Genomic DNA, 24,453 nt, shown 5'->3' on the forward strand with positions numbered 1-24,453 from the left:
CGCTTCTCACGGGAATTTAGGGGATTTATACCCCTCTTTCAGCTAATTCGGCGCTTTTCACGGCAATCTAGGGGATTTATACCCTTCTTTTCGCCAATTCGGCGCTTTTCACGGCAATCTAGGGGATTTATACCCTTCTTTTTGCTAATTCTGCGCTTCTCACGGGAATTTAGGGGATTTATACCCCTCTTTCAGCTAATTCGGCGCTTTTCACGGCAATCTAGGGGATTTATACCCTTCTTTTCGCCATTTCAGCGTTTTTCACGGGAATATTTAAATCTAGTTACTTAAGAACGCAGCCCCAATTCTATGATCTTTGTGTAACTCTAGTTTCTTCTTTCCATTTGGACTGCCATTGCTCCAATTTTGCTTTTCGCACAGCTTCCAAACGCTTGGTCTTCTCCTCATCAACACCGATAATAAAATGGAGATGTGCCGCAATGACCATAAAGGCAAAAAGTGACCAGACCACCCCAAAACCAAACACCCAGCTAGGCCCATTCGCAAGCGATAACTTCGGCAGAGCATACAAAAGCATGGCCAACGCCAGCAACAGATAGACACCATGTTTAAACTTGTTTCTTTTTCTCATAACCAACAGCTCCTCGTAGACAAGATATTCGATTAAATCTATATCTCTACTCTATGAACATGAAGCCCGTAATATGAGACAAGTCCATAAAAATATACTTCTATTCAAAAAATTATATAAAATAATACGCATTTATGTAGCTAGCAAAGCTTATATATGAGATGATTATTTCATTTAGGGGGCGATTTAGAATTGAATGCAACTTATACTCATACCGAATACATAATTCGAAAAAAGGTATTTTCGATCATGGGTGCGAAACTTCATATTTATGATAACGCCGAGCAGCTTGTACTCTATTCACAAATGAAAGCATTCAAGTTGAAAGAGGATATTGCACTGTACACGGATGAGTCTATGCAAAAGGAGCTTCTGCGTATAAAAGCCCGCAATGCCATCGACTTTAGCGCTGTTTATGATGTGCATGATTCGGAGACTGGCGAACACGTTGGTGCTCTTCGGCGTAAGGGACTCAAATCGATTTTGAAAGATGAATGGACAATTCTCGATCATCATGATCAGGAAATCGGAAAAATCAAGGAAGATAGCACCGCGATGGCTATACTCCGCCGCTTCATCTCTATTATTCCTCAAAAATATAATATCGAGATGAATGATACAACGATCCCGACTTTCAAACAAAATTTTAATCCATTCGTTACAAAAATCATCGCTGACTTCTCTGAGGACCCCAAGGGAATGCTTGATCGTCGTCTAGGTTTGGCTGCTGGTATTCTTCTCTGCGCAATCGAAGGAAAACAAGATTAGCGAGTTTACTCATGTGCTAGTCACAAAAATAAATAGGGTGTTCCCAATGCCAAACGGCTTCGGGAACACCCTATTTAGATTACACTGATCAAACTTTTCAGGTGAATACCCGCTTACTAAAAGCGTTTATTCGCCATACAATTGCGACAAGCTCTCGGTAATGATCTTGTTTACATCCTCGATTACAACACTCAAACGGCGTTCTGCATCGAACAGACGGCGAATCCCAAGATTCATGTTAAGCACCTCGAATAATTTCTCCATTTTCTCCATTTCTTCCTGTGGAGGCATATCTCCGCTCATCATCCGTTGTTGAAGCTCCAATTGACCATTGCGGAAGTTGTCGAGCATCGCCTTGGCTTCAGGATCTGTTTCTACCAGTTTCATCGCGTTGGTGATATCCGCTACCTCAGTGCTTTCTTTAATGGCTTTCGCCAGTTCATGTGCTTTGTCGTGAATACTCATTATGATTCCTCCTAAAAGTTTTGTAAGTCACTACTTCTCGATTCGTCTTCGTACAAAACTCACTTCGAAAGCGTTGCTTAAGTTTTGTTTGCGTTCGCTTCCTAGAGTTACTTCGTACAAAACTCACTTCGAAAGCGTTGCTTAAGTTTCCAAATATTAATTCATCCCATGCTTGTTTCGCTTCTTGGGTCAGACTTATGAAATGATGCGGCAAGGTTTTTAAAGAGTAGGTCAATCACCAAGGGTCATATGTCTCCATATGATGAATGATATGTAACCCTTAGCTACCAAATTGCCGGCATCATGCTGCCTACCGGAAGGAGATCCACGATGTCCCAATTCAAGATCCCGGTCCATACGGTCCACACGGGCATCCTGCAGGAAAACGCTATAATGCTTGGCGAACGATCCATGAAAAGACTCAAAATCCCGGCTCACGGAACGCTCCAGCTGGCTTTCGGCTCTTTCCGGCAGGAGGTTACCATTATCCCGGCTCCCAAATCCGAAAGCCTGCGTGTAAGCGAAGGACTGGCGCGGCGCACCGGATGGAAACATCGGCAAACCCTCAACGCCTCTTACAGCTCCGTAAGTCGTACCTTGCGACTTGGACCGTTGATCGGTGTACTCGTCAGCCGTGACCATCCAGATAATCTCGACAGGCTGTTTGGACCCATTACCATGTTCTGTCGAGAATTAACAAATGCCTGCCACTCACAAGGCGCCTATGTATATTTCTTTACCCCGGAAGCGCTGGAAACAAGCAGCTCTTCCATCCAGGGCTGGGTATACAACGAGGGTTGGAGGAAAATGAGTCTGCCCATCGCCGATGTAATCAACAATCGGCTAACGACGCGAAAGGTGGAGAATAAACCTAGCGTACAGCATTTTTTGGCGGATGTAAAATCACGGTATGGAACGCATTTCTTCAACGAAAAATTTCTTGACAAGACAGAAGTATTTGAAGCTTTAACGCAAGACCCTTCATTGAAGCGGTATTTACCGGAATCGCATGTTTTAAACGGTTTTGCCGTTGTAAAGAAGATGTGCAGCCAATATCCAAGCGTGTTTCTAAAGCCTGTACGAGGCAGTCTCGGCAAAGGAATTCTCCGAATCTCCAAAGATGAAGGCGGAGGATACCGTTTGTTATCTACTACCTCTATAGGTACACGCAAGCAAAGCTACCCAACATTAGCTAAACTGTATCAATCCATTGCTCCCAAGATGAAGACAACGCGCTACCAGATTCAACAAGGATTGCCCTTGATGGAGCTCGGTAAGCGTCCTGTAGATTTTCGAGCACTTGTACAGAAGAATGGTACCGGGAAATGGGGCGTTACCTCCATTGTCGCTCGCACCGCTGGAAGCAATCATTTCGTCTCCAATCTAGCAAGAGGTGGCAGTCTCAGTACTGTCCGTGAAGCCGTTAGCAAGAGCAGCCTTCCTCCAGGTACCAAGGATAGCGTACAGCTTCAGCTTCCAAGAGCAGCACTTGCCATTGCAAGAGGAGTAGAAACCTTTATCCCTGCTCATTTTGGAGAGCTCGGAATCGATCTGGCACTGGATCAATCCGGACGAATATGGCTCTTGGAGGTTAATTCCAAACCTTCCAAAAACGATAATACACCGCTAAACGATCAAAAAATCAGACCGTCCGTCAAGCAAATGATTCTGTATTGCCGCTATTTGGCCGGTTTATAAGGAGGACACAATGACTGAAACAGCTATGGGGTTCCTCGGCATTATGACGGGCCGTCGCCACGGGAATCCTCCGATTGCCGAGCCAGAATTTTGCAGTCATTTATGCCGTGCAGCTCCGCGATACAACCTTAAAGTCCTCGTGTTTCATCCGGACGGAGTAGCGGCAGACGGGTCATCTATAACCGGTTATACATGGAAAGACGGAAGCTGGCACAATACGACCTCTACACCACCAGATATCATTTATAATCGTTGTTTTTACAATAGTCCGAAAGAAAGAAAAGAAGCCTCTTCTGCACTCTCTTTCCTTCACCGCTCACTACCTTGGTCAAGAGGTTTACCTGATAAATGGGGCGTATACGAGATATTGAAGCGCAACCGAAGAGCCGCTATTTTACTGCCGGAAACTGTTCTTTATACCGGTACACGCAAGTTAAGCAATATGCTCGCTGAAAGAGAATACGGGGTCTTCCTAAAACCCAAAGCAGGCTCTCATGGCAAACGTACATTGCATGCCATACTGCAGAACAGACGCTCTGGAGGAGGCATAAGAGTACGAGGGCGTGATGGGACAAATACACCCTTTCAATATGTATTCAGCTCGCAGGATGAAGGACTGAACTGGATTCATGAATTTATCGGCACACGCCGCTATATTATACAGCCTTATCTGCACCTAACTAATCGTAAGGGGCAACCGTTCGATGTGCGTGTATTGATGCAAAAGAATGGCCTCGGTCGCTGGGATCTTACTGGCATGGCCGTTCGGCTGGGTAATCATGGTTCACTGACTTCGAACCTGCATGGCGGTGGAACTGCGGTTCCTCCTTTGCCCTTTTTACTTGCAGAATATGGTCAGGACGGAAAAGACATCATGCAGGAGCTTGCTGCAGAAGCTGCATACTTGCCTCCTCTTCTGGAGGCCGCATGCGGTAGGCTTGGAGAACTCGGCCTAGATTTCGGTATTGATTCGAGCGGTCGGATTCATTTACTTGAAGCAAATTCCAAGCCAGGGCGCACGGTATTCCGGCTGACGGGCGACCGCCGGGCTGCTAAGCTCGCCGCCGAGAATCCACTGTCTTATGCGCGCCATCTGCTACTCACACAGCGACGGATACCATCCCTATCTACGGACAGCTCCGTTATAAACGGGAGAATGATAACAATGGTTCCTAAGGAGGATTCATAAATGAGTCTCACTTTTTGCAATGTGCATTTTACTAAGCAGCCCCAAAGAGTTGTATATGTATCAGGTGCACTGATGAAAAGCTTGAAATTAACCGGGAAGAAGAACATTCGCCTTAGACTCGGTAAAGATGCCATCCCGACCATGATCAAGCCCATCAAGCGCGCCGGAAATCATCTATTCCTCGCCACTGGTGTAAAGAGTGCTATCAAGGTTCCGAAATCTGGTGGTATCTATTTACGCAATCTGCAAAACGACGAGGTACAGCTGGGACCTTTAGTCGGTGTATTGACGGATGGGCCAGCATCTTCAAATCAACCCTTCGGTTCTCGCACTGGCTTTATAAAGCAATTACTGCGGGAAGGCAGTAACAAATGTTATATATTTGCCTTTATGCCGCGTGATATCAACTGGCAACAGGAGCAGGTCTATGGTTATTTCTTAACCGCAGGCGGCAAATTCGAACGTAAAATGGTTCCTCTGCCTGATGTCGTCTACAATCGGCTACCCAGTCGGAGAGCGGAGACTTCACCTTATATCAACCAGCTTCGCGAACGCTTTATGCGCAAGAAAATCCCTTACTTCAACTGGAGCTTTTTCAATAAGTCCGATATTTATCGGTTGTTAGAGAATGACGGAGCAGCAAACCGTTACGTACCTGAGACACACAGCAATCCCTCCTCCGAAAAAATGAGAGAAATGCTGGATCACCACCATTTTGTATATTACAAACCTTCCGCAGGCAGCCTGGGTCACGGGATTTACCGACTTACCTATCTGCCGAAAAAAGGATATTTTGCCCGCTACCGCAAAGGTGGAAAAAACGTACTTCTGCGCTTCACTACCTTTGAAAGCCTCATGCGTATGCTTCGGTCACGACACGGTCAAGGCCTGCAAAATTATATCGTCCAACAAGGAATACGTTTGATTGAAATTGATGGCTGCCCCATTGATTTCCGATTCCATATGCATAAAAACGGCAGTAATCAATGGATTGTAGTTGGTATTGGTGCGAAGAAAGCCGGCCGAGGCAGTGTCACCACTCACCTCAAAAATGGGGGGGCATTGCTTACACCTGGGCAGGCGCTCGGGCGTGTATTCGGCAGCCGAGCAGATGAAGTATTACAGCGTGCGAAGAGTACAGCCATTAAGCTGGCAGAATCCTTAGAAATCCAGCATCGTCATTTGCTCGGTGAAATTGGCTTTGATCTCGGCATTGATCAGGATGAAGACATCTGGATGTTCGAGGCCAACGCCAAACCAGGACGTTCCATCTTCCGTCATCCTTCCCTGCGCGCTGAGGGCAAAGCTTCCATCGAGCACATTCTGGAGCATTGTCTATACCTCAGCAAATTCCGCAGGAGGGATGAGATGTGAACACCCATATTCCGGATGAAACAAAACCCGTTATTGCCATACTGACAACCAGCGATAAAGTAAGGCATTTTAATGGCAACCGTAATAATTTCCGGGACATCATTCGCACAGGCAAGGAACTGGGATTTCTTGTCTACGTCGTCACTGTCCGTGACTTGAAGCTCGAGGAACGGATGGTGAACGGTTATGTCCCATCATCCAGCGGAAGAATATGGTACAGCATTCCTGTACCTCTTCCACAAATCATCTATAATCGAATTCCTACCCGTGAGGATGAGGAAAAACCTGCTGTCGTACGCAAAATAGCTCAATGCCTGGAACATCCAGGCATTAAGCTATATAATCCATATTTTTTCAATAAATGGAGTCTATTTGAATGGTTGAAAGGCTCGTATGCCACCTCAAAGCATGTTCCAAAAACCAGACGTTTACGCAGTGCAAATACGCTTATCGCCATGCTAAATAATCATACCAGCCTCTATCTTAAACCTGAGAATGGCAAAGCAGGTAAAGGAATTATGCGTTTAAAATACCGTGCAGATACCACCTTACCCTATCGGCTGCAAATTCAAAGCGGCAAAAAAAATGTGACCTACAAAGCTGCCTCAGTAGAACGCCTCTGGGCACGGATAGGCAAAGAAAAGGGAAACTCGCGATACATCGTACAGCAAGCTATTGAACTAGCGACTCACCGAGGACGACCATTTGATCTACGTGTACTTCTGCAGAAAAACGGCAGAGGCGGCTGGGCAATGACCGGCATAGGTGCGCGTCTAGCTGGTGCCCGCAGCATCACTACGCATGTACCTCGTGGCGGAAGTATCGAGGAGCCCTCCACCATGCTAGAAAGCACATTTGGAACCGAAAGAGCAGCCTCTATCTTAAAAAGTGTACCTACAACTGCTCTGTTAATTGCCAGACAAATTGAAAGAGCCTCTGATTCTATGCTTGGGGAGATGTCGATGGATCTCGGTGTCGATGAGAACGGTGGACTCTGGTTCTTTGAGGCAAACTCCCGTCCGATGAAATTTGATGAGCCTGCGATTCGCAAGCTTTCTTTGGAGCGAATCTTTCAATATGGCCAGCACTTAGCTCGCCATATCAAGTAGAATTCATTAAAGGATGTGACACAGCATGCAGATATCCTCTATCTACGACACTGATGCTAAAAAGTGGAAATCGCGGCTAACCGGACTGCTTGAGTTTATAAGAGAGCATGGGGAGCGTCGGATTACAAACCAGGCTTGCAAGGTAATGGCCCGATTAACTCCAGAACAGTTGTCAGAGCCGGGTGTCTCGCTGCTTGTCGCCACCGTACGCGGTCAGAATGGGCGCCAGCTAGCAGGAGTAAGCTTCGTATCCGGTTTCGGTGAAGAGGCCTGTCTCGTTGCCGTGCATCCCTTATACCGAAATAGGCATACCGGCACCGCCCTTATGGCCGCCCAGTTAAAGCGTTTAGGCCGTCTGGAATGCAGTGTTGCCAGCGATAATACAGCCAGTCTGAAAATGTGTTTCAATGTTGGTCTTGCCGCAGTGGCGCTTTCTAGTGGCCCTACTGGCAAGCCAACTTTATTGATCCGGTCACCACAGAATACCGTCAGTACTACAAACTCTCCACAAGAAGGTGAACTCCTGTGCCAGAGCCCGTCTTAGGCATTCTTACTTTGTATATAAATGAAGCCAAGCAGCTTGAAGAAAAGGCCGTGTACCGGAGAATGATCATTGAGGGCAATCGAATGGGCTTGGATGTTTTTGTGTTTACCCCCATGGATGTCCATCCCAGCAAAGAGCAGATCCATGCCCTTGTCTTTGATCCAAAGAGCGGGAAATGGTCACGCAAATGGCGTTCCTTCCCGAACATGATTTATGACCGTTGCCGTATCCAGCGCAGCACGCGCTTTCAACAGTTGCTTCGTTTCCGTGAACGCTATAAACATCTGCTGTTTCTGAATCGTCCACTGCGCAACAAATGGACCATTCACCAAACGTTCTCACAAAAGAGTCGCTTCCGGCAGCATATGCCAGAAACATTACTATATAACTCCTCTGCGGATCTGCACCGAATGTTAAAGCAGAGCCCGGTCCTCTATATCAAGCCTGCAAACGGCACAGGTGGACGCGGTATCCTTAGAATTGAGCGGGTAAAGAACAGTAAAGGGGTATTTGATATTCAGGGCCGCCGCCAAGATCGCCGGATTATTCCACCCCGAAAGGTCTCTGCCTCCCGATTGGATTCCATCGTTCGACAATGGTGTATTGGTGGACGTTTCCTCGTCCAACAGGGGATTCCACTACGTCTGCCTGGCGGACGTTTCCATGATTACCGCATGCTCGTTCAAAAGAATGGGCAAGGCGTCTGGGAACTGACAGGTATGGCAGCAAGGGTCGGTGCGGCGCGAAGCGTAACCTCCAATCTTCATGGCGGTGGGCACGCCGTTCGAGCTGAAACGCTCCTGAAGGAATGGCTGGGTAGTCAAGATAAAACCGATAAGGTTATGAAATCTGCCGAAAGGTTAGGTCTTGATGCCGCTGCCTTCTTGGAAGAAAGTTTCGGAGCCTTATGTGAACTTGCACTGGATCTTGCCATTGATCGAGAAGGAAAAATCTATGTGCTGGAGGTTAATCCAAAGCCTGCACGTGAAGTGTTTGCCCGATCAGGGGACGGCAACACCTATCGCAAAGCACTAGTGCGACCTTTAGAATATGCGTTATGGCTATATAATAACAAAGGTGCCCCAACCACAGCTAAGACTACTGAGGAATAAATTGATACTCAACAACAAAAGCAGCGGCTTCCCAACTTGGGCAACCGCTGCTTTTGTTAAAAATAGGAATTAATAAATTCACTGCTACAATTAAGGATTTATGATTCCCGACTGAATCAGAAGTCTTCTTACTGCAGCGGCTGCCTCGGCACGAGTAATATTCTCGTTAGGCGCCAGCCGCTCATTTCTACCTACAATGATGCCGGCAGAAAGATTCATTTTCACGTCTTTTTCTGCCCATTTGGCAATCGATTTCGAATCCGTAAAAGACTGAAGCAGCTCTAAATACTGCTCTTCACTGCGGGTAGATACTAGCTTGGTAATTTTCATCGCTCTGCTGACGATGGTCATCGCTTCTTGTCGGGTAATGCTGTTATTCGGTCTGAATGTATCGTCAGGATAACCGGCAATTAGACCATTCTCTATCGCAACTTCCATTTCCCGTTCATACCAGACATGTGCCAGGACATCACTGAAGGATACAGACCGCTCATCATAATTGACAATTCCCAAAGCTCTGACCATCATAGCCGTGAATTCCGCTCTGGTGATTGCGCGCTGCGGCTCATAGACCGTATCGCTCATGCCATTCGCAACGAGCCTGGAGCCCATAACATTAACATCCTGTTTGCTCCAATGCCGCTCAACATCCTGGAACTCTTCCGGATTCCAGATTAATCCGAAGACTCCGGTCTCGAGGCTGTTAATGCGCGCATAGTAACGTCCATTCTCTATATTCACATAAGTTGGCTGATGATAAATCTCACCATCCTTGTAGAGAACACCTGTTGTAATCTTCATTCCTTCCGGTACCGGCAACGTATATTCTCCCCAACCTTGACTTGAAACGGATCGGGTCTGATTTTTATACGATGCTTCGATATAGAACTTGACAGGTTGACCTACAGGCTGTACCTGCTCCCTCTTGGCTGCCAGTTTGAATCCTTCAATGTAACTCTGATCGGCTGTGGTTAATCCTACACGAATCACAATGTCTTTTGGATTGATATGTTCTTGTCCAAATAGCTTCTGGATTTTATCCAGACTTACATTACCAGAATTCAGCTTGATAGTACCTAAGTCGGTTTCAACCTTAATCACTCCATCCTGATCCTGCAGCTCCTTCAACTTCTCGCCAGTCAGTTCAGTACTTCTGGTGTCTGCTGGTACCGGCACAGGAGCAGTGCTGACAACAATCGGGTTGCCGGAGTGCTGAGAGTCGTCCGATTTCTTATCTGCGATTTGAATCATTTGGAAAATACTGAATTTATCAATCTGGAACTCTGCAAATTCCGGTTCACCTTTAGCGGTGTATCCAATCCGGAGAGGAGAATACACTACAATGTCTCCGTCACTATGCTCAACATAGATTCTCAGACTATCCAGGAAGGCATCTCTGGCAACGGAGCTCTGAACAGGAATCTTGTCAGTCAGCTCAGACAGCGGAATCCGGATATACGTATTGATCCCACTGTAGTTAGTCTCAATCCCCCGCGGTATTCCCTGAACTTTAACGGTCTGGTTATTGGCTAGTAAAAGCTTCGTAGTACCAATATTAACGGCGTTCGTCTGGAAGGTCTGCTGTTCCTTTAAATTCCGTACCGGTACAATTCTGAAATACAAGTCTGTACCGGCAGCTTCAAGCTGCTTGATACTTGCTTCATCCAAATGAATGGATGCCAGACTGGTGACGATATCCAATGCAATGTTGCGCCCTGCAAGGGTCAATATGGCCGATGCCGGAATTTCTATGGCAATCTCATCCGCATGTTCAGAAGGATCGTCCACGTGACTTATGGTCAGGCTTCGATTCACCAGATCTGGATCATTTGGATTCACAGCTTCCACCAGATTAAACATTTGATTGTCGTCCACAATGATTGTATCGATCTTAGTCCCATCCGACATATTGGTTCTTAGAATGTTGATACCTTGCTGCAACGGCTTGCCATCGTTATTAATAGACAACTCTGCCTGTCTGGAGGTCACTTGACGGATAGCTCCGTCCTTCGCCACTCCCAGCGCCTTGACAATCAGCAGATATTTTTTGGTCGCAGTTTTGCCTTTTCGGCTAAAGGTTGCAGTCAGGATGACGTTGGTCTCTTCATTTTTCCGGTTAACCTTGCCTATAACTTGATCAGCGTTCTGATCAATTCCGATAACTGACGGTTGATTAGAGGCCCATGTAATATCAGTGCTGTACTTTCCAGTCTGCAGCAGCAGGAAGCCTTCAGTTACACTTTCCCAAATGTCACCTTCTGCAAAGACTGCGGCATCGTCTATCTTCAAACTTCTAGCTGCCTCGTCCACTGCTTCTTGATCACTCAGCTTTTTGACGATGACCGTAAACGTCTTGACTCTAAATTCGCCCGGCTTGTCCGGATCGGCAAGCCGCACGGTAAGCACTATCTTTACATCCTCTTCTTCCGGACCTGGTCTGCTGACCCGGCCAGTGTTCGAGATGATGTCAGGATTACTAGATGTCCAAGTCAGTAAGGAACCCGTATCTCCTTTAGTCGTCAAAAATATATTTTTCTTTACAGAAGTCTCGGAATCTCCTGGTGCGTATACAATATTCGCATTAAGTTCATCCTTGGGAAGATCAACCAGACTTGTTCCCTTAACCGTGATGTAGAAGTCCTTTTCATGAAAGAAGCCATCCTTCGTTACCCGGGCGGTCAATCTGACAATCGTATCTTTCAATGGTCGCTGGATTTCTCCTGTGTTACTGACAATATCGCTTCTATGGCTGGTCCATACTACTTTGGAATCATAGAAGCCATTCGAGATCAGCTGGATATTTTGCGTTACGCTGTTTACCGAATCCGGATTGGTATAGCCAATTCTCAACATACCGATTTCTTCGGCCAATTGTTCATTAATATCTGCAATCTTTGCCTTAACAATAAGGATGAACTCTTTCTTAAAGGTGACTTCACCCTTGCTTATCACTGCGGTCAGGGTTACTGTCTGGTCCCCTTCCAGATAACCAGGACGCGTTACCTTGCCGTCTGTATCAATCACTTTCTTATCCGACGTACTCCAGGTAATGCCGCTACCGTTGCTGCCTTTTGTCAGCAGTTTCAGCAGCGTCTTCACATCCTCCTGGCGCTCATTTTCGGCCCGGATCATCTTCCAGGTCAACCCTGCCAGGTCTTCGCTTACGGCTTCCGCGTCATTCATCGGCTGCTTGATGACTGTCACAACGAATTCCTTGGTCTGAACAGCTTTACCCTTGCTTACTGTCGCAGTCAAGGTTACCGTCTGGTCCCCTTCCAGATAACCAGGACGCGTTACCTTGCCATCTGTGCCGATGACTTCATTATTCGAAGTACTCCAGGTAATGCTGCTGCCGTTGCTGCCTTTTGTCAGCAGTTTCAGCAGCGTCTTCACGTCTTTCTGGCTTTCATTATCGGCCCGAATCATTTCCCAGGTTAACCGATCTAAATCTTCAGCAACCGACTGTTCATCGGTTCCCGCTTCTTTTTTGACAATAAGAATAAAGGTCTTTGTCTGGACAGAAGAACCGTTCTTGAATTCCGCTGTTAATGTAACCTCTTGATCCCCTTTCTCGAATGAGGGTCTAGTAACAGTACCGTCAGGCGAGATGACTGCTTCATTCGTAGATTTCCAGATGATCTTACTTCCGTAAGTCCCCTTCTCAGTAAGATATACATCCGAGGTGACAGACTCTTGCTGGATATTCTCTTCCCGGATCGTGTCCCAGGTAAGATCAGTCATATCCCTAACAATTAGAGAAGTTGCATCCGGCACCTGCAAATCGAAATTATTTGAGGTGAGTGATGCTGCAGCGTCAATGACAATTGCAGGATCAACTGTGACCGAAGCAAATGCGGAAGCATCGGATTTCTTCGTTGCCTGCCCCGTAAAGTGGACTTCGAGTATAGTGTCACTGATGCGCACCACAGTGAAGTCCAGTCCCTCCGGTAGGTTATTGATCGTTACACCAGTGTTAACCTCTTCGGTAAATCTGCCGTTCTTCAGGGTTACCCTCAAGGTCTCCTCGACCGAACCGTCGCCCGCATCATGGAGAACATCTGGAGAAGCCGAAATGGATGGCGGCGGAGAACGGAATAGGACCGAGAAGGTAGTTGACGGGATTCCCGCGACCGTCACCTCCGCATTATTTATACTATCCGTGATTTCGTGGCTGTTTGCATGTCCGGCAATAGATAAGGTTATTTGGGTAGGATTGTCAATCGTAATATCGCCTATATCCAACCCATCCGGCCAATTCACCGCGTATACTGAATCTGTAACGGATGCATCAAAGATTCCGTTCTTGAGCTCCAGAACCAGTGCATCGGCAATGCTGCCTTCATTAAGATCGGATTCATAAACAGGTGAGTGAACGACCAGAAAAGGCTCCTTGTCCTTAAAATCAATCTTAAACGTATTAGTGCTTAGAGATGTCGGACTTCCGATAAGCTTATCAGCCGCTACCGTTACGTAGGCATTGTATACGTCCTCCGTCTCCATTGCGATGCCATCAAAGCCGATTTGAAGCTCCTTATCAGAGATTCTCTTCAATGTCGCGCTTAGCCCATCAGGAAGATTTCGAATCTGAATATCCGTTGAACCAATATCCGAAGCAAATTTGCCGCCCGTAACGGACAACAGCAATGTCTCCGAAATCTGTCCGCTGCCGTATACGGCTTCCGAGACAAGGCCTTTATCCAAGCTCAACATAGCTGGATCAATAAAGGTAAGACCGAAGGTCTTGGTTGTTAAATCAGCGGATGTCCCTATCAGATTCTCTTTGCCGACTGTCACAGACAAGTTATCTACACTAAATTCCTTACTGTGGTTTACCGCTGCACCGGTCAGCTTGAAGTTGAGCTCGGTCTCACTCAGCCGGGTCACCTCAAAGCCCAGTCCGGCGGGCAGGTTGTTGATCCGAATATGGTTCACGTCAATCGGATCGGTAAGGGTAGCTCCAAGGATGTTGACCTTCTGGTTACCCTTCACCGTACCATCATTGGCCTCCGTCTCAGTCAGAGGGCCGCTGCCCTCATCCAGCTCGATTTCCGCGAGAACCTCTTTGAAGTCCCGCTCGTCTAGACTGGTGTAGTAGGTGAAGCTCTTGCTCTCACTTGGAGCCAGAGCGCCCGAATCCCAGGTCATCGTGATACCCGTATCAGCCACCACTTCCTGATTTTTAGGCTTCGGACTGTCATACGCCTCAAAGGCATAAGGATCTACATTGGTAAATCCGAATACGGATGCCTTGGCCTGCGGATTGCTTGAATAAAAGAAGATAGGTGCTCTCGAACTAAATGCTTTAAAGAGCGGGTCTGCGTCCGAATTGGTCTTCGCTTCAACGACAGCAACGCCATCCTCCTCTACGGTATGAGTTACCCTATTAGCCGTTGCATATGATCCGCCCTGGTCTACCGTATTATCCGGATCCATTGAACGCATATACCGAGCTCCATCCCAGGTCTGGTCGGAGAGATTCTTAATGGTAACGTCATTACGGTAGAACTTGTAATCTTCTTTAAAGCTTATAACCTGCTTAATTTCCATTGTTCCGTCCCATGTAGAGACGATAGTCGCACTCAGGAGCCCTTTATCCTCCTGCGAGGTATTCAATACCGTAGTCGGCATTTGCTTGGTGTTCATCACAGCTGAATTGGATTTCGCATATGTATTTCCACCCACCTTATAGCCTACCGCGAACCGTTCCTCGGGAGTCCCAGGCAAATAATAATCCACGGGCAGATCCAAGCCAGTGCCATACCCGTCATGATCCGCACTCATGCCAAGATTATTTCTACTGCTTGTTCCGCGGAAGTTCGCGGGTTTATTGCCCTCAGTGCCGAAATCGCCCCAGTTGCTGATTCCAAGCTCTATATATTTCCCTCCCAGGAATAGCTCAGACCCGCCTAATCCGCCATATTCGGCCCTTGCCCCCGCTGAACCTGCAGCCGCGTTTACTGTTGCAGGTGCAACAGGAAGCATGGACAATACCAAAGACAACACCAACATTATCGAAAACAGCTTATACCTCTTCATTGTTCACTCTCCATTCCTCATAGTCGTTTTACTGCCTTCACTTTTCCGGTTGATGAAAAATGATGGCAGGAGGCAGCGAATGTTTACAGCCTGCCGACCCCAATGGGGGAACTTGCTAACAGGCAGGATGTCCAATTCGCGCCAATCTTTCAGTTTGAGCACCTGCACTCCTCCTTTTAGAGAATGATGTAGTTTCATAAAACCAAATCAATCTCACAAAAAACTCACAAAAACTCGATTGGTGTCGAGATATTTTCCAGCAGCACAAAAAAAAGCAGAGCGAACGATGACTCGTTGGCGCTCTGCCTGCATAGGTTATGAAAATTGCCGAAAGGTTAGGTCTGGATACCGCTGCTTTCCTGGAAGATTCTGATGTTCTGAGGAACTTATATTAGAAAAACTCGTTGTATTGAAGATTTTGATTAGCTCAGCCAAGGCGTTAGAAAAAAGAAGAGCATAGTGGTACCCACACAAATATGGAGCAAGAGCTGTAAGTTCTTTTCTAATAGATGTTTTATAAACAAAAGATAGCTCACGATACACAATAAAAAAACAGCAATATAAAAAAATAAGGAATCATAATGAGTAACTATAAATAAGTCTCCGCCACCAATAGAAAAGACTATACCTATTACTAAAAACCACATGCCCACTCCAAGTGCAGCGCTTAAAGCAATAAAAAGGAAGCTCATTATCATTTTTTATACTCCTTTAACATGCTTCTCGATTCCTTATCATCACATAGGAATAACCCCTTTCCATGATCTATCGGATCATCCCCTTTGTTTATGTATATCTTTTTAGCTTTGAGCTATTCCTGCATCTGCATTTAGAACCTTAACATTAAAAAGGCAACCCTCTGCCTAGATGAGGTTTGCCTTTTATTCGTTTACCAAATATAAATCGCGATATTCCTATTCGCTAACCGATGCGTTGTCGTACAAGTCTATCAACTCATCAAAGGAAGTGATAATTACATCGGAGCCCTTCAGCTCATCCTGACGGCCAAAACCTGCATACGCACAGCCGATGACGGTTTGAGCATTTCCCTTACCTGCCTCCACATCGGACGAGCGATCGCCTACCATCCAGGCACTCTTGATTCCATGATTGTCCAGCAAAATGCGTAGCAATTCTGTCTTCGTCGCAGTGCCTTGACCACCGGCACTATACAATCCTTCAAATAACTCTTTAAGCTCATGCACCACAACTATACTGTGAATGTATTCCTCCAGCCCATTACTAGCCACAAACAACCGTACTCCACGCTCTTTTAGGGCAGTCAGTGTTTCGACCACCTGAGGATACAGTAACGTCCCACCTGCTTCAAGTCCTTCGACCTCAAGCTGCAATAGCAGCTCATCTGCACGGCGGTGCACCGCCTCATCGGCATCAGGCATAACCTTCTTCCAAATATCTGCCAGCAGCATCCCTAAGCCGCTTAGAATAAGCTCTTCCGGCGGTGTTGGTCCTGAGTATAATCCCTCTTCCCGCAAAATATCGAACATTTTATGATATGCAGGTAATAAAAGACTTTCAGTCTGGAACAATGTTCCATCCATATCAAAAACAATCGCTTCCGGCTTGTTCAACTCCGAGTGAACCGCGTTCAGTTCTGTTCCTTGTACCTCTTTACTCATCTGTTGTTCCTCCCCATTCTCTTTTGCTTCAGGTAAGCACATTCATCTGCACGAAATTTCCAGTACAAGCCCTATGATATATGATATCACTTCGGAATGTCCATGCTCTCCACTTTTCTTGTTGCAGTTTATATTTCAACATGTTATATTACAACCTGTAATATAACATGTTGAAATATAAAGGAGAGATAACCATGTCACGTCCATTAATCATGCGCTTCCTCAAGCAGCCTGCTACCATCGTCGGGATTATAACTGCACTGTTGTTCCAAGTCTTTTTCAGCTTAATCTGGATTACAGGGTATGACCATGTAACTGATCGGGTAGATCGGTTGCCGATTGCTATTGTGAATGAGGATGGTGCGAATGCTCAGCCTGTAGTCGATGGCATTACCCAGTCCCTTCAGTTCGTAACCAGACAGGACCTTCCACTACAAGCTGCCAAGGAAGCCCTTGAGCATAGAGAAATCCGCATGATTATCAATATTCCACAAGGGTTCACCGGAGCGATTAGTATTCCATCCGGAAAGACTGAACTCCGTTACCTCATAAATGAATCTAATCCGCAAATGGTTAGCAATGTTATGCAGACTGTAGCCCTTAAAGTCACGGCTGCCATGAACACTCAAAGCAGTAATACAGCACTAAACCAAACCCTCGAAGCTATGAAGCTGCCGCAAGCACAAGCAGAGATCATCAAAAGTGCGGCAAGCAGCCGAATCTCCGCAAACGTAGAAGTCATCCATCCCACAACTAATTTTGCACAAACTATGGTTCCGTTAATGATTGTTACTGCCTCCTTTACCGGAGCTATGCTACTCGCCATGAATCTGCAAAAAGCTTCTTCCAACTTATCGGGTCAATTTGGTAAATGGGATCGCTTTGGAGCCCGGTTTGCCATTATGGGTGCAACGGCTGTACTAACCTCTCTAGTGGGGACTATCATGGTTAACTCACTCGGGATCCACTCCAGCCATGGCTTTCTGCTCATGTGGCTGTTCGAATTCATTGTGATTCTCTCCTGCATGATTCTTGCACAGTTCAGTCTGCTGCTACTCGGCGACGCTGGTGCCTGGCTAAATATCGCACTTCTTTCCATACAAATGTTGGCTTCCGGAGCAACAATTCCTCGTGATGTGCTTTCTCCTTTTTATAGCTGGATCGGTCCCTTCTCACCTGCTTACTACGCGGTAAATGGCATGCTCGACCTAGTTATCGGAGGCAATGGTGTATGGAAAGATATGTTCTATCTACTCTGCATTGGTGCAGCAATAGCTGGATTAAGCATTATCCTAACCTTCATTCGCAAGGAAACTCAGTTATCACAAGAACAAGAGCCCGTACCAGCAAATGCGTAATTATTTAGTTTGCCTCCTTGGTTATGCCTTTTCAAATTGAGAGCGAAATGCAGTTGTGATATGGTAGGAGGTGAAAGAGAGGAGCGACAATGATTCATGAATATACAAGATGTCATTCTAGGGATATTAAGTGAAAAACCTCATTCGGGTTATGAGATAAAACGGCATTTCGAGGAATACTTTTCTTTTTTCTTTGATGCCAGCTACGGCACCATCTACCCAACCCTGAGCAAGATGGAGAAGCTGGACCTAATCACCAAAGAATCCATACGGCAGGAAGGCAAACCTGACAAAAATGTATTTACCATTACCCGTGCTGGCTTGGATCAGTTCCATGCTTACTTGCAAACACCGGCTGAAAAGGAAGTTCTGCGATCAGACTTTTTTATGCATCTTTATTTCGGAGATAAGACCGATAAAGAGAACATAGATAATCTACTTCGGCAAGCATTGATAGAAAAGCAGGCAATGTACGAAGATCTTGATCAGAAATTAAAGCAACTAGATTGCAAACTGTCCCCTTTCCAAAAGCTGTGTATGGAATTGGGCCTTGTGCAATATGAAGCCTTTATCAAAAAGATTCAAAGTGTGCTGGAGTCTGAATAAGGATCGTGTGGGCAGTAGATTTCCTATTTTTCTAGGGGATTTGCTGCTTTTTTTGTTGTGCTATCATAAAAAAGAACCGGCAGCATGCACAAATTGTGCTTGCTGTACCGGTTCTTTTTTAGCAAAAATGTGTAATCTATCGACTACACTCTGTCAAAGCTAGAAATCAGCTCATCGAGAACATCTTTGCTTACCATTTTACCTTTGAAATTGATGAGGTTCTCTGCGCTTCCGGAGAAGATACAAGTTGGCTCGTATTTTCTAAGAATAATTTTCTCTCCATCTACAAAAATCTCGAGCGGGTCTTTTATGTCAATTCCCATCGTTCTACGTAGTTCAATAGGAATTACGATACGTCCCAATTCATCTACTTTTCTTACTATGCCTGTCGCTTTCATCATCGTACATCCTCCCTTAAATTCACATTAATAATCATTTTTGCTAAAAGCTATGTAGGCTTCTAAGTGATAGTAATGATTACGCTATACTCTAATATTAAAGTGCTATTCATTCCCTGTCAATTTTATTTCTACAAAATATGATATTTATCGACAATTATTCGACAAAAATATGTACACTTTCGACAAAATGCTGTAAAGCGATCCAAATTATTTGTCTTGAAATTAATAAATATCCAACATTGCGATTACAAATCAGCTTGAAGAGTATCCCAATTGATACCCTCATTTACCCAATACATCAAGTCTGGAAACACTCCGACGTATATCAGAGCAAAAAAACGTTTAGTAGAGTTAATACAGACTATTTATGCTTTATGCATCTACTTTTTTCGACAATCAAGCTTTCTACTATGTACTGATTTAATATAAGTATTACATATTATTAATAGAAAGATCAAATATTGGATAAATTTAGTATAATTAATTGAATTTAATTACAAAAAAAACCGACCAGTGATCTCTGGTCGATCTATTCTATCGTTATAATGGTTTCTCCGTAACCCTGCCATTCGCATCAATAATTGCATTATAAGATAGGCTATTCATTAGCTTGATCGTCTTCTTATTATAAGAATCGTCCATGAAGTTCGGCTGTCCACCAATAATTTTGACTGGCGTAATCTTACTAGTCACCTTAGCCTCATTAATCTCAAAATTCACCAGCATCGAGTGAAGCGTCTTTTCTCCACCACGTGTTGAACGATTAAACACAAAGTTTCCAAGTGAATAATAGATCGGTTTATTTTTGTAGTATTCGATGCCCATCAGGCAATGGCTGTGTGCGCCGAGTATGATATCTGCACCACTATCAATCATCTGTTTGGCTAGCGTGCGGGCGTATTGTTCAGGATAATCCTTAAACTCTTCATTCCAGTGAATGTACACAATCGTGTAATCATTCTCCTTTGACATCTTCTGAATAGCCGTAAGCATAGGCTGCGAGGTGTACGCTGAGGCAGCTCCCGGTTTATTGTTGCCGGCATACCAAGAAGGGCCTGAAAGCACTCGACTTACACCTAAGATAGCGATCTTCTTCCCCTTTACCGTCCTTGTATACGGTTTGAACGCTTCCTCTACATTTTTACCAGCTCCTGTATGGCCAATCTTGTTTCGATCCAGATGCACCAATGTATCGAGCATAGCGTCTGTTCCGAAATCTAAAATGTGATTATTAGCCAAAGAAACGCCGTCAATCCCAGCATAGGTTAAGCCACTAAGCACTGCTGGTTTAGACCTAAAGGCAAAGGTTTTCTCTGCTGCCTTCCCTCGAATAGACACTGGCGTTTCCAGATTCGCGAAGGCGATATCTGCCTTTTGCAAGGTAGGTGCGACTTTCACAAACGGAAAGTTCACTCCGTATTTCGCGATCTGATCACCCACAAAACCGTCCAAGAGAATATCACCAGCAAAAGCAAGTCTGATAGGTTCTGAAGATGGCGAAGCTGCACTAGATGCAATCGTCGAAGGGAGAATCAGTGATAATAGAAGTGTAGTAAGTAGCATGCTGCGAAGTACATTCGACCCTAATCTCAAAAAATACAGCCTCCTATCCTCATTATGGAATCTATAATAGCTATTATTCTAGCTTACTGGAAATAGATTACTAATTTAAGGGTAAGAAGACCTGTTATGCCTTTGATTTTTTCAAAACAGCCCGGAAGCATTGTAACCCACCCCACAAATCTGTGGACACAGCATCTGCAGGCAACTCAAAATCCGTCTCCCCCCAATATTGAAATCCAGCTTGCAGCAGCAAATCATTCATGAGATTTAAGTTTACCGTTGGGTAATCAAACGTTAGCACGAGCAGCCCTTCTTCGTTCAACGTTCGGTGAAATTCCCGTAAAGTGCCGACCGTATCCTCTAAGGTCAAATGCTCCAGCACTGATATGCAAAAAATAGTGTCAAAGCTCTCATCCTCATATGGAAGAGCCGCAAGATTGGCCTGAGCAAGATGCAAGTTGTTCGTTCTTCTAGCTATAACCTGCTTTGCCGCTTTTTCCCCGATCTCATCTGTAATCGCATCTAGGATGTCCTCCCGGTAAATAACCCTGCTGTCCATATCGCAAGCATAAACCTCTGCACATACCCCAGCTAAATAAAATTTCAAGGGATGAGGAATTCCACAAGCAGCATCCAGCACCACACCATGTGGAGAAATAAAGTTAATACACCACTCATATTCAAAGGGACGGCTCCACCAGGATTCTGGCAAATCATAAATTAACTTCTCACGGCTTGCATCTGAGTTTACAAAAAAACGCGAGACAAAGGGATGTGTTGGCATGGCCAGGACTCCTTTTTAACGGAATTTAAGGTAGTGAGAGTATATTCATGATTTGCTGATTCATTCCATAACCTTACATTGAGCTAGACAAACCCAAAAAAAACGGCTGCTCCCTTAGGAACAGACCGTCTTTAAATATTAACCGTACAAATCTTATGAGTAAAAGGATAGAGGCTTGGCCTCAACTCCATGTTTCTCGATCAAATGATCTAGTAAAGCAGACCATTCCGCATCAACCGTGCATTGATCTGGATGAGCCTCGAACCAAGCAATTGACTGCTTTATCCCTTCAGAGAAAGGAACGGCAGCCTGGAAGTCAGGCACGAGACGTTTGATTTTACGATTGTCAAAAACACTGCTGACCGCTTGATCGCCGATCAAGCCATCAGCCGTCCCTGGAGGGGAGAAGGCTGTGATAAAGTCTGTAGAGATATGAACCACTTTCGGCTCCACACCTGCCGCTTGCCCAATGGCCGCATAGATCTGATTCCAGTTCAACACCTCATCAGAAGTAATATGAATGGCCTCCCCAATCGCTTCCGGATGCCCAAGCAATCCGACGAATCCTTTGGCAAAATCTGAGTTATGCGTCAGTGTCCACAAAGATGTTCCATCTCCATGGATGACTAAAGGCAAGCCACGACGGATACGATCAATCAAGGACCAAGGATGCTGTCCGCTCGTGAGTGCCGCAGGGATGGCTGTGTTTCCGTAAGTATGGGAAGGACGAACAATCGTAACCGGGAATCCGCTGCTCTTGTGTGCTTCCATCAATAGCTGCTCACAAGCAATTTTATTTCTCGAGTATTCCCAATAAGGATTCTCCAGGGGTGTCTCTTCTGTGATTATATAATTACGCTGTGGCTTCTGATAAGCCGAGGCCGAGCTGATAAAAATGTACTGCTTCGTTTTACCTGTAAACAGATCAATATCTGTCTGCACATGTTCCGGTGTAAAAGCAATCCAGTCTACCACTACGTCAAATTCATAATCTCGCAATACTTCGGCAGCCTCCGCCGGATTACGAATGTCACCTTGAATCACCTTCGCCCCATCCGGAACGAATTCGCCTCTTTGTCCTCTGTTGAACAAATACAGCTCTATTCCTTGTTCTACCGCGTGCGGGGATACAGCCTGGCTAATCAGTCCCGTACCTCCGATAAATAATACCTTCATTTCACACGCTCCTTATAGAGGATGTTCAAAAACCGTACTTTTTGAACTCTCATTTATAGTAAAAGTAAACCTGGCTCGTCATTTATTCATTAACGTAATCTCGCCATAAGTGCTTGGGCTGCCAATTCAGCAGCTTCTTCGCCTTCGCATTGCTGAGTAACGACTCATGGCCTTCCAGCGGCTGGCGGAAATCCGTCACCTCTGGATAACGTGCGGCCATTAACTCTCTGCTAGGAACAGCCATACTGGTCTCATCTGCGCATATATTAAGAGCAACTGCGCCCAATCCGTCCGTTTCAATCGCCAATTGGCAAGCTGTCGCTACATCCCGTGTATCAATATAACTCCACAGAATCCGATCACGCTGCGCGGGATCATGAATGAAGGAAGGGAAACGTTCATACGTCGATGGGTCAATGACATTTCCGATTCTTAGGGAAACGACTTGTATACCCGTTCTGCGCTGGAACATCTCTGCTGTCTTTTCATTCACAACTTTAGATAGACCGTAACTGTCCTCAGGTAATTGTGGATGCTCCTCATCCATAGGCACGTACTGCGGACCCAATGGGTTAACCGCAAAACAGATGCCATAAGAGGATTCACTGGAAGCAATAACTGCTTTGCGAATGCCTAGTCCAGCAGCAGCCTCCAGAATGTTATAGGTGGATACTACATTATTTTGAAAGGTGACTTCACTCGTCTTTATATTTGCGGCCGGGATCGCAGCCAGATGCACAACTGCATCAGCGCCTGCAAGTACGCCGTACACTTCACCTAAATTATTCAAATCAGCAATGATCGTTTGGCACAAGGAATCTGGAGATTTTTGCGTATCCACATTCACAACCTCATACCCTTGCTCAACAAAATGCCGGACCACCCATCTGCCGAGCATCCCGCTTCCGCCAGTAACAACTACTTTCGCCATGATCATATCTCCTTTTTTATGAATCTATCTCTAGTTAAGAATCTCTTCAATTTTCTTCAAAATATCCTCGGAAAGTTCTATTCCCGAAGCCTTAACATTCTCTTCGACCTGCTGCGGACGACTGGCACCCACTAGCGCACTTGCTACATTAGGCTGACGCAGAATCCAAGCCAAAGCCAGATTTCCCACAGAAATATTCAGCTCCGCAGCTACCCCGCTCAGTTGGCGAACCTTTTCAATCTTCTCTTCTGTAATCGCCTTTTTCAACCGATCCAGCTTAGCCGCACGGCTATCTTCAGGGATGTCCGCGTTATACTTTCCTGTTAACAGCCCTTGAGCCAGTGGAGAGAAAACAACCTGTCCAATGCCACGTCGCTCGCCGAGCGGAATAATTTCTTTCTCAATATAACGTTCGAACATATTATAAATCGGTTGGTTAACCACGATATGATCCAGTAAATAGCGGTCTGCTACAGCTAGCGCATCTGTCATTTGCGCCGCAGTCCACTCACTTACACCGACATAATATACCTTGCCTTGACGAATCAGATCATCCAGCGCACGTAAGGTCTCCTCAATTGGAGTTTCCGTATCGAAACGATGGCAATACATAATATCCACGTATTCTACGCCGAGACGCTGCAAGCTTGCGTGACATTGTTCCGTAATATGCTTGCGGGATAGACCACGATCGTTAGGTCCCGTCCCCATTTCGCCAAATACTTTAGTGGCCAGCACATAGGATTCTCTCGGATAGTTCCGCAAGGTCTCGCCTAGCACTTTCTCAGCAGCACCCTTTTCGTAAACATTTGCCGTATCAAAAAAATTTACGCCTAGTTCGTAAGCGGTTTCAATGGCTTTAACAGCATTATCTCTTTCTACATAGCCTCCGTATGTCAGCCAGCTTCCCAGACTAATCTCGCTAACTTTTAGGCCTGTTCCACCTAATCTACGATATTTCATAATAACTGCTCCTTTCCATAGTTCCGTGTTATGATTTCGGCAGGTTGCCTAACGCACATATTCATTCTAGAATAGTTTGTATATAATAGGAAGAAGTGAAATTTAGTTTACTATATGATCTCTAGAGTAGTTACTATACAAGAG

Annotated in this window: 21 protein-coding genes; 9 read left to right on the top strand and 12 right to left on the bottom strand. The window is 45.5% G+C overall.

Going from position 1 to position 24,453, the window contains the following annotated elements; genetic code table 11:
- Positions 1–307: 307 nt before the first annotated feature.
- Positions 308–592 carry a hypothetical protein gene (locus tag ACQKMP_RS05550; protein ID WP_042186490.1) on the bottom strand — a complete coding sequence of 95 codons (285 nt, stop codon included), beginning with the start codon at positions 590–592 and terminating at the stop codon, positions 308–310.
- A gap of 192 nt (positions 593–784) precedes the next feature.
- Between ACQKMP_RS05550 and ACQKMP_RS05555 the strand changes: the two genes are divergently transcribed.
- Positions 785–1,360 carry a hypothetical protein gene (locus ACQKMP_RS05555; protein WP_042186488.1) on the top strand — a complete coding sequence of 192 codons (576 nt, stop codon included), beginning with the start codon at positions 785–787 and terminating at the stop codon, positions 1,358–1,360.
- Between the two features lie 126 nt (positions 1,361–1,486).
- On the opposite strand, the gene ACQKMP_RS05560 is transcribed toward ACQKMP_RS05555, so the two are convergent.
- A complete protein-coding gene (locus ACQKMP_RS05560) occupies positions 1,487–1,825 on the bottom strand; it encodes a YlbF family regulator (protein WP_042186485.1) in 339 nt (112 codons plus the stop codon).
- Positions 1,826–2,155: 330 nt separating this feature from the next.
- Here ACQKMP_RS05560 and ACQKMP_RS05565 point away from each other — a divergent pair, with 330 nt between their 5' ends.
- The 6 genes from ACQKMP_RS05565 to ACQKMP_RS05590 are packed head-to-tail and all read left to right on the top strand — an operon-like array spanning position 2,156 to position 8,851.
- Positions 2,156–3,523 (top strand): YheC/YheD family protein, encoded by a 1,368-nt coding sequence (locus ACQKMP_RS05565; RefSeq protein WP_339246569.1) that lies wholly within the window; start codon positions 2,156–2,158, stop codon positions 3,521–3,523.
- Positions 3,524–3,533: 10 nt separating this feature from the next.
- Positions 3,534–4,712 carry a YheC/YheD family protein gene (locus ACQKMP_RS05570; RefSeq protein ID WP_052404216.1) on the top strand — a complete coding sequence of 393 codons (1,179 nt, stop codon included), beginning with the start codon at positions 3,534–3,536 and terminating at the stop codon, positions 4,710–4,712.
- Complete coding sequence (locus ACQKMP_RS05575) at positions 4,713–6,086, top strand: YheC/YheD family protein (protein WP_042186478.1); 1,374 nt, start codon at positions 4,713–4,715, stop codon at positions 6,084–6,086.
- Positions 6,083–7,195 (top strand): YheC/YheD family protein, encoded by a 1,113-nt coding sequence (locus ACQKMP_RS05580; protein WP_339269949.1) that lies wholly within the window; start codon positions 6,083–6,085, stop codon positions 7,193–7,195. The genes ACQKMP_RS05575 and ACQKMP_RS05580 overlap by 4 nt, the downstream gene beginning before the upstream one ends.
- A gap of 25 nt (positions 7,196–7,220) precedes the next feature.
- Positions 7,221–7,739 carry a GNAT family N-acetyltransferase gene (locus tag ACQKMP_RS05585; protein WP_042186473.1) on the top strand — a complete coding sequence of 173 codons (519 nt, stop codon included), beginning with the start codon at positions 7,221–7,223 and terminating at the stop codon, positions 7,737–7,739.
- Complete coding sequence (locus tag ACQKMP_RS05590) at positions 7,721–8,851, top strand: YheC/YheD family protein (protein WP_427468974.1); 1,131 nt, start codon at positions 7,721–7,723, stop codon at positions 8,849–8,851. The genes ACQKMP_RS05585 and ACQKMP_RS05590 overlap by 19 nt, the downstream gene beginning before the upstream one ends.
- A 90-nt stretch (positions 8,852–8,941) precedes the next feature.
- Here the strand turns inward: ACQKMP_RS05590 and ACQKMP_RS05595 are convergent, their stop codons facing one another.
- The 4 genes from ACQKMP_RS05595 to ACQKMP_RS05610 all read right to left on the bottom strand — a co-directional run bounded on the left by ACQKMP_RS05595 (position 8,942) and on the right by ACQKMP_RS05610 (position 16,527).
- Positions 8,942–14,887 (bottom strand): immunoglobulin-like domain-containing protein, encoded by a 5,946-nt coding sequence (locus ACQKMP_RS05595; RefSeq protein ID WP_427468975.1) that lies wholly within the window; start codon positions 14,885–14,887, stop codon positions 8,942–8,944.
- Between the two features lie 3 nt (positions 14,888–14,890).
- Entirely contained in the window at positions 14,891–15,049 is a 159-nt protein-coding gene (locus tag ACQKMP_RS05600; protein ID WP_427468976.1) for a hypothetical protein, read from the bottom strand.
- A 260-nt stretch (positions 15,050–15,309) separates the two neighbouring features.
- A complete protein-coding gene (locus ACQKMP_RS05605; RefSeq protein ID WP_427468977.1) occupies positions 15,310–15,585 on the bottom strand; it encodes a hypothetical protein in 276 nt (91 codons plus the stop codon).
- Between the two features lie 216 nt (positions 15,586–15,801).
- Complete coding sequence (locus ACQKMP_RS05610) at positions 15,802–16,527, bottom strand: HAD family hydrolase (protein WP_076283333.1); 726 nt, start codon at positions 16,525–16,527, stop codon at positions 15,802–15,804.
- A 194-nt stretch (positions 16,528–16,721) separates the two neighbouring features.
- Between ACQKMP_RS05610 and ACQKMP_RS05615 the strand changes: the two genes are divergently transcribed.
- Both ACQKMP_RS05615 and ACQKMP_RS05620 read left to right on the top strand, forming a co-directional pair.
- The gene (locus ACQKMP_RS05615; protein ID WP_427468978.1) at positions 16,722–17,885 is read left to right on the top strand and encodes an ABC transporter permease; all 1,164 of its coding nucleotides are present in this window, start codon (positions 16,722–16,724) and stop codon (positions 17,883–17,885) included.
- 96 nt (positions 17,886–17,981) lie between these two features.
- Complete coding sequence (locus ACQKMP_RS05620; RefSeq protein WP_427468979.1) at positions 17,982–18,491, top strand: PadR family transcriptional regulator; 510 nt, start codon at positions 17,982–17,984, stop codon at positions 18,489–18,491.
- A 143-nt stretch (positions 18,492–18,634) separates the two neighbouring features.
- Here ACQKMP_RS05620 and ACQKMP_RS05625 read toward each other — a convergent pair whose 3' ends face one another.
- From ACQKMP_RS05625 to ACQKMP_RS05650, 6 genes are all read right to left on the bottom strand, one after another.
- Complete coding sequence (locus tag ACQKMP_RS05625) at positions 18,635–18,892, bottom strand: AbrB/MazE/SpoVT family DNA-binding domain-containing protein (protein ID WP_042125931.1); 258 nt, start codon at positions 18,890–18,892, stop codon at positions 18,635–18,637.
- A gap of 540 nt (positions 18,893–19,432) precedes the next feature.
- Positions 19,433–20,455, bottom strand: coding sequence for a CapA family protein (locus ACQKMP_RS05630; RefSeq protein WP_042193538.1), 1,023 nt, complete (start codon positions 20,453–20,455; stop codon positions 19,433–19,435).
- Positions 20,456–20,579: 124 nt separating this feature from the next.
- Positions 20,580–21,239, bottom strand: a complete 660-nt coding sequence (locus ACQKMP_RS05635) for a class I SAM-dependent methyltransferase (RefSeq protein ID WP_076283335.1) — start codon at positions 21,237–21,239, stop codon at positions 20,580–20,582.
- Positions 21,240–21,392: 153 nt separating this feature from the next.
- The gene (locus ACQKMP_RS05640) at positions 21,393–22,415 is read right to left on the bottom strand and encodes an SDR family oxidoreductase (protein ID WP_427468980.1); all 1,023 of its coding nucleotides are present in this window, start codon (positions 22,413–22,415) and stop codon (positions 21,393–21,395) included.
- Positions 22,416–22,497: 82 nt separating this feature from the next.
- Positions 22,498–23,346: an NAD(P)-dependent oxidoreductase gene (locus tag ACQKMP_RS05645; protein ID WP_339246544.1), complete on the bottom strand. Its 849-nt coding sequence runs from the start codon at positions 23,344–23,346 to the stop codon at positions 22,498–22,500.
- Between the two features lie 30 nt (positions 23,347–23,376).
- Positions 23,377–24,309 (bottom strand): aldo/keto reductase family protein, encoded by a 933-nt coding sequence (locus ACQKMP_RS05650; RefSeq protein ID WP_339246542.1) that lies wholly within the window; start codon positions 24,307–24,309, stop codon positions 23,377–23,379.
- Positions 24,310–24,453 lie beyond the last annotated feature (144 nt).

This window comes from Paenibacillus sp. NPDC101420 (genome assembly GCF_050277435.1).
Classification (GTDB): domain Bacteria; phylum Bacillota; class Bacilli; order Paenibacillales; family Paenibacillaceae; genus Paenibacillus_AQ.

Coding starts and splice junctions, on each gene's coding strand:
- ACQKMP_RS05575 (WP_042186478.1), top strand. CDS start 4,713: ATGAGTCTCACTTTTTGCAATGTGCATTTTACTAAGCAGCCCCAAAGA.
- ACQKMP_RS05595 (WP_427468975.1), bottom strand. CDS start 14,887: ATGAAGAGGTATAAGCTGTTTTCGATAATGTTGGTGTTGTCTTTGGTA.
- ACQKMP_RS05565 (WP_339246569.1), top strand. CDS start 2,156: ATGTCCCAATTCAAGATCCCGGTCCATACGGTCCACACGGGCATCCTG.
- ACQKMP_RS05585 (WP_042186473.1), top strand. CDS start 7,221: ATGCAGATATCCTCTATCTACGACACTGATGCTAAAAAGTGGAAATCG.
- ACQKMP_RS05640 (WP_427468980.1), bottom strand. CDS start 22,415: ATGAAGGTATTATTTATCGGAGGTACGGGACTGATTAGCCAGGCTGTA.
- ACQKMP_RS05625 (WP_042125931.1), bottom strand. CDS start 18,892: ATGATGAAAGCGACAGGCATAGTAAGAAAAGTAGATGAATTGGGACGT.
- ACQKMP_RS05560 (WP_042186485.1), bottom strand. CDS start 1,825: ATGAGTATTCACGACAAAGCACATGAACTGGCGAAAGCCATTAAAGAA.
- ACQKMP_RS05615 (WP_427468978.1), top strand. CDS start 16,722: ATGTCACGTCCATTAATCATGCGCTTCCTCAAGCAGCCTGCTACCATC.
- ACQKMP_RS05550 (WP_042186490.1), bottom strand. CDS start 592: ATGAGAAAAAGAAACAAGTTTAAACATGGTGTCTATCTGTTGCTGGCG.
- ACQKMP_RS05635 (WP_076283335.1), bottom strand. CDS start 21,239: ATGCCAACACATCCCTTTGTCTCGCGTTTTTTTGTAAACTCAGATGCA.
- ACQKMP_RS05650 (WP_339246542.1), bottom strand. CDS start 24,309: ATGAAATATCGTAGATTAGGTGGAACAGGCCTAAAAGTTAGCGAGATT.
- ACQKMP_RS05620 (WP_427468979.1), top strand. CDS start 17,982: ATGAATATACAAGATGTCATTCTAGGGATATTAAGTGAAAAACCTCAT.
- ACQKMP_RS05610 (WP_076283333.1), bottom strand. CDS start 16,527: ATGAGTAAAGAGGTACAAGGAACAGAACTGAACGCGGTTCACTCGGAG.
- ACQKMP_RS05630 (WP_042193538.1), bottom strand. CDS start 20,455: ATGCTACTTACTACACTTCTATTATCACTGATTCTCCCTTCGACGATT.
- ACQKMP_RS05570 (WP_052404216.1), top strand. CDS start 3,534: ATGACTGAAACAGCTATGGGGTTCCTCGGCATTATGACGGGCCGTCGC.
- ACQKMP_RS05645 (WP_339246544.1), bottom strand. CDS start 23,346: ATGGCGAAAGTAGTTGTTACTGGCGGAAGCGGGATGCTCGGCAGATGG.
- ACQKMP_RS05605 (WP_427468977.1), bottom strand. CDS start 15,585: ATGATAATGAGCTTCCTTTTTATTGCTTTAAGCGCTGCACTTGGAGTG.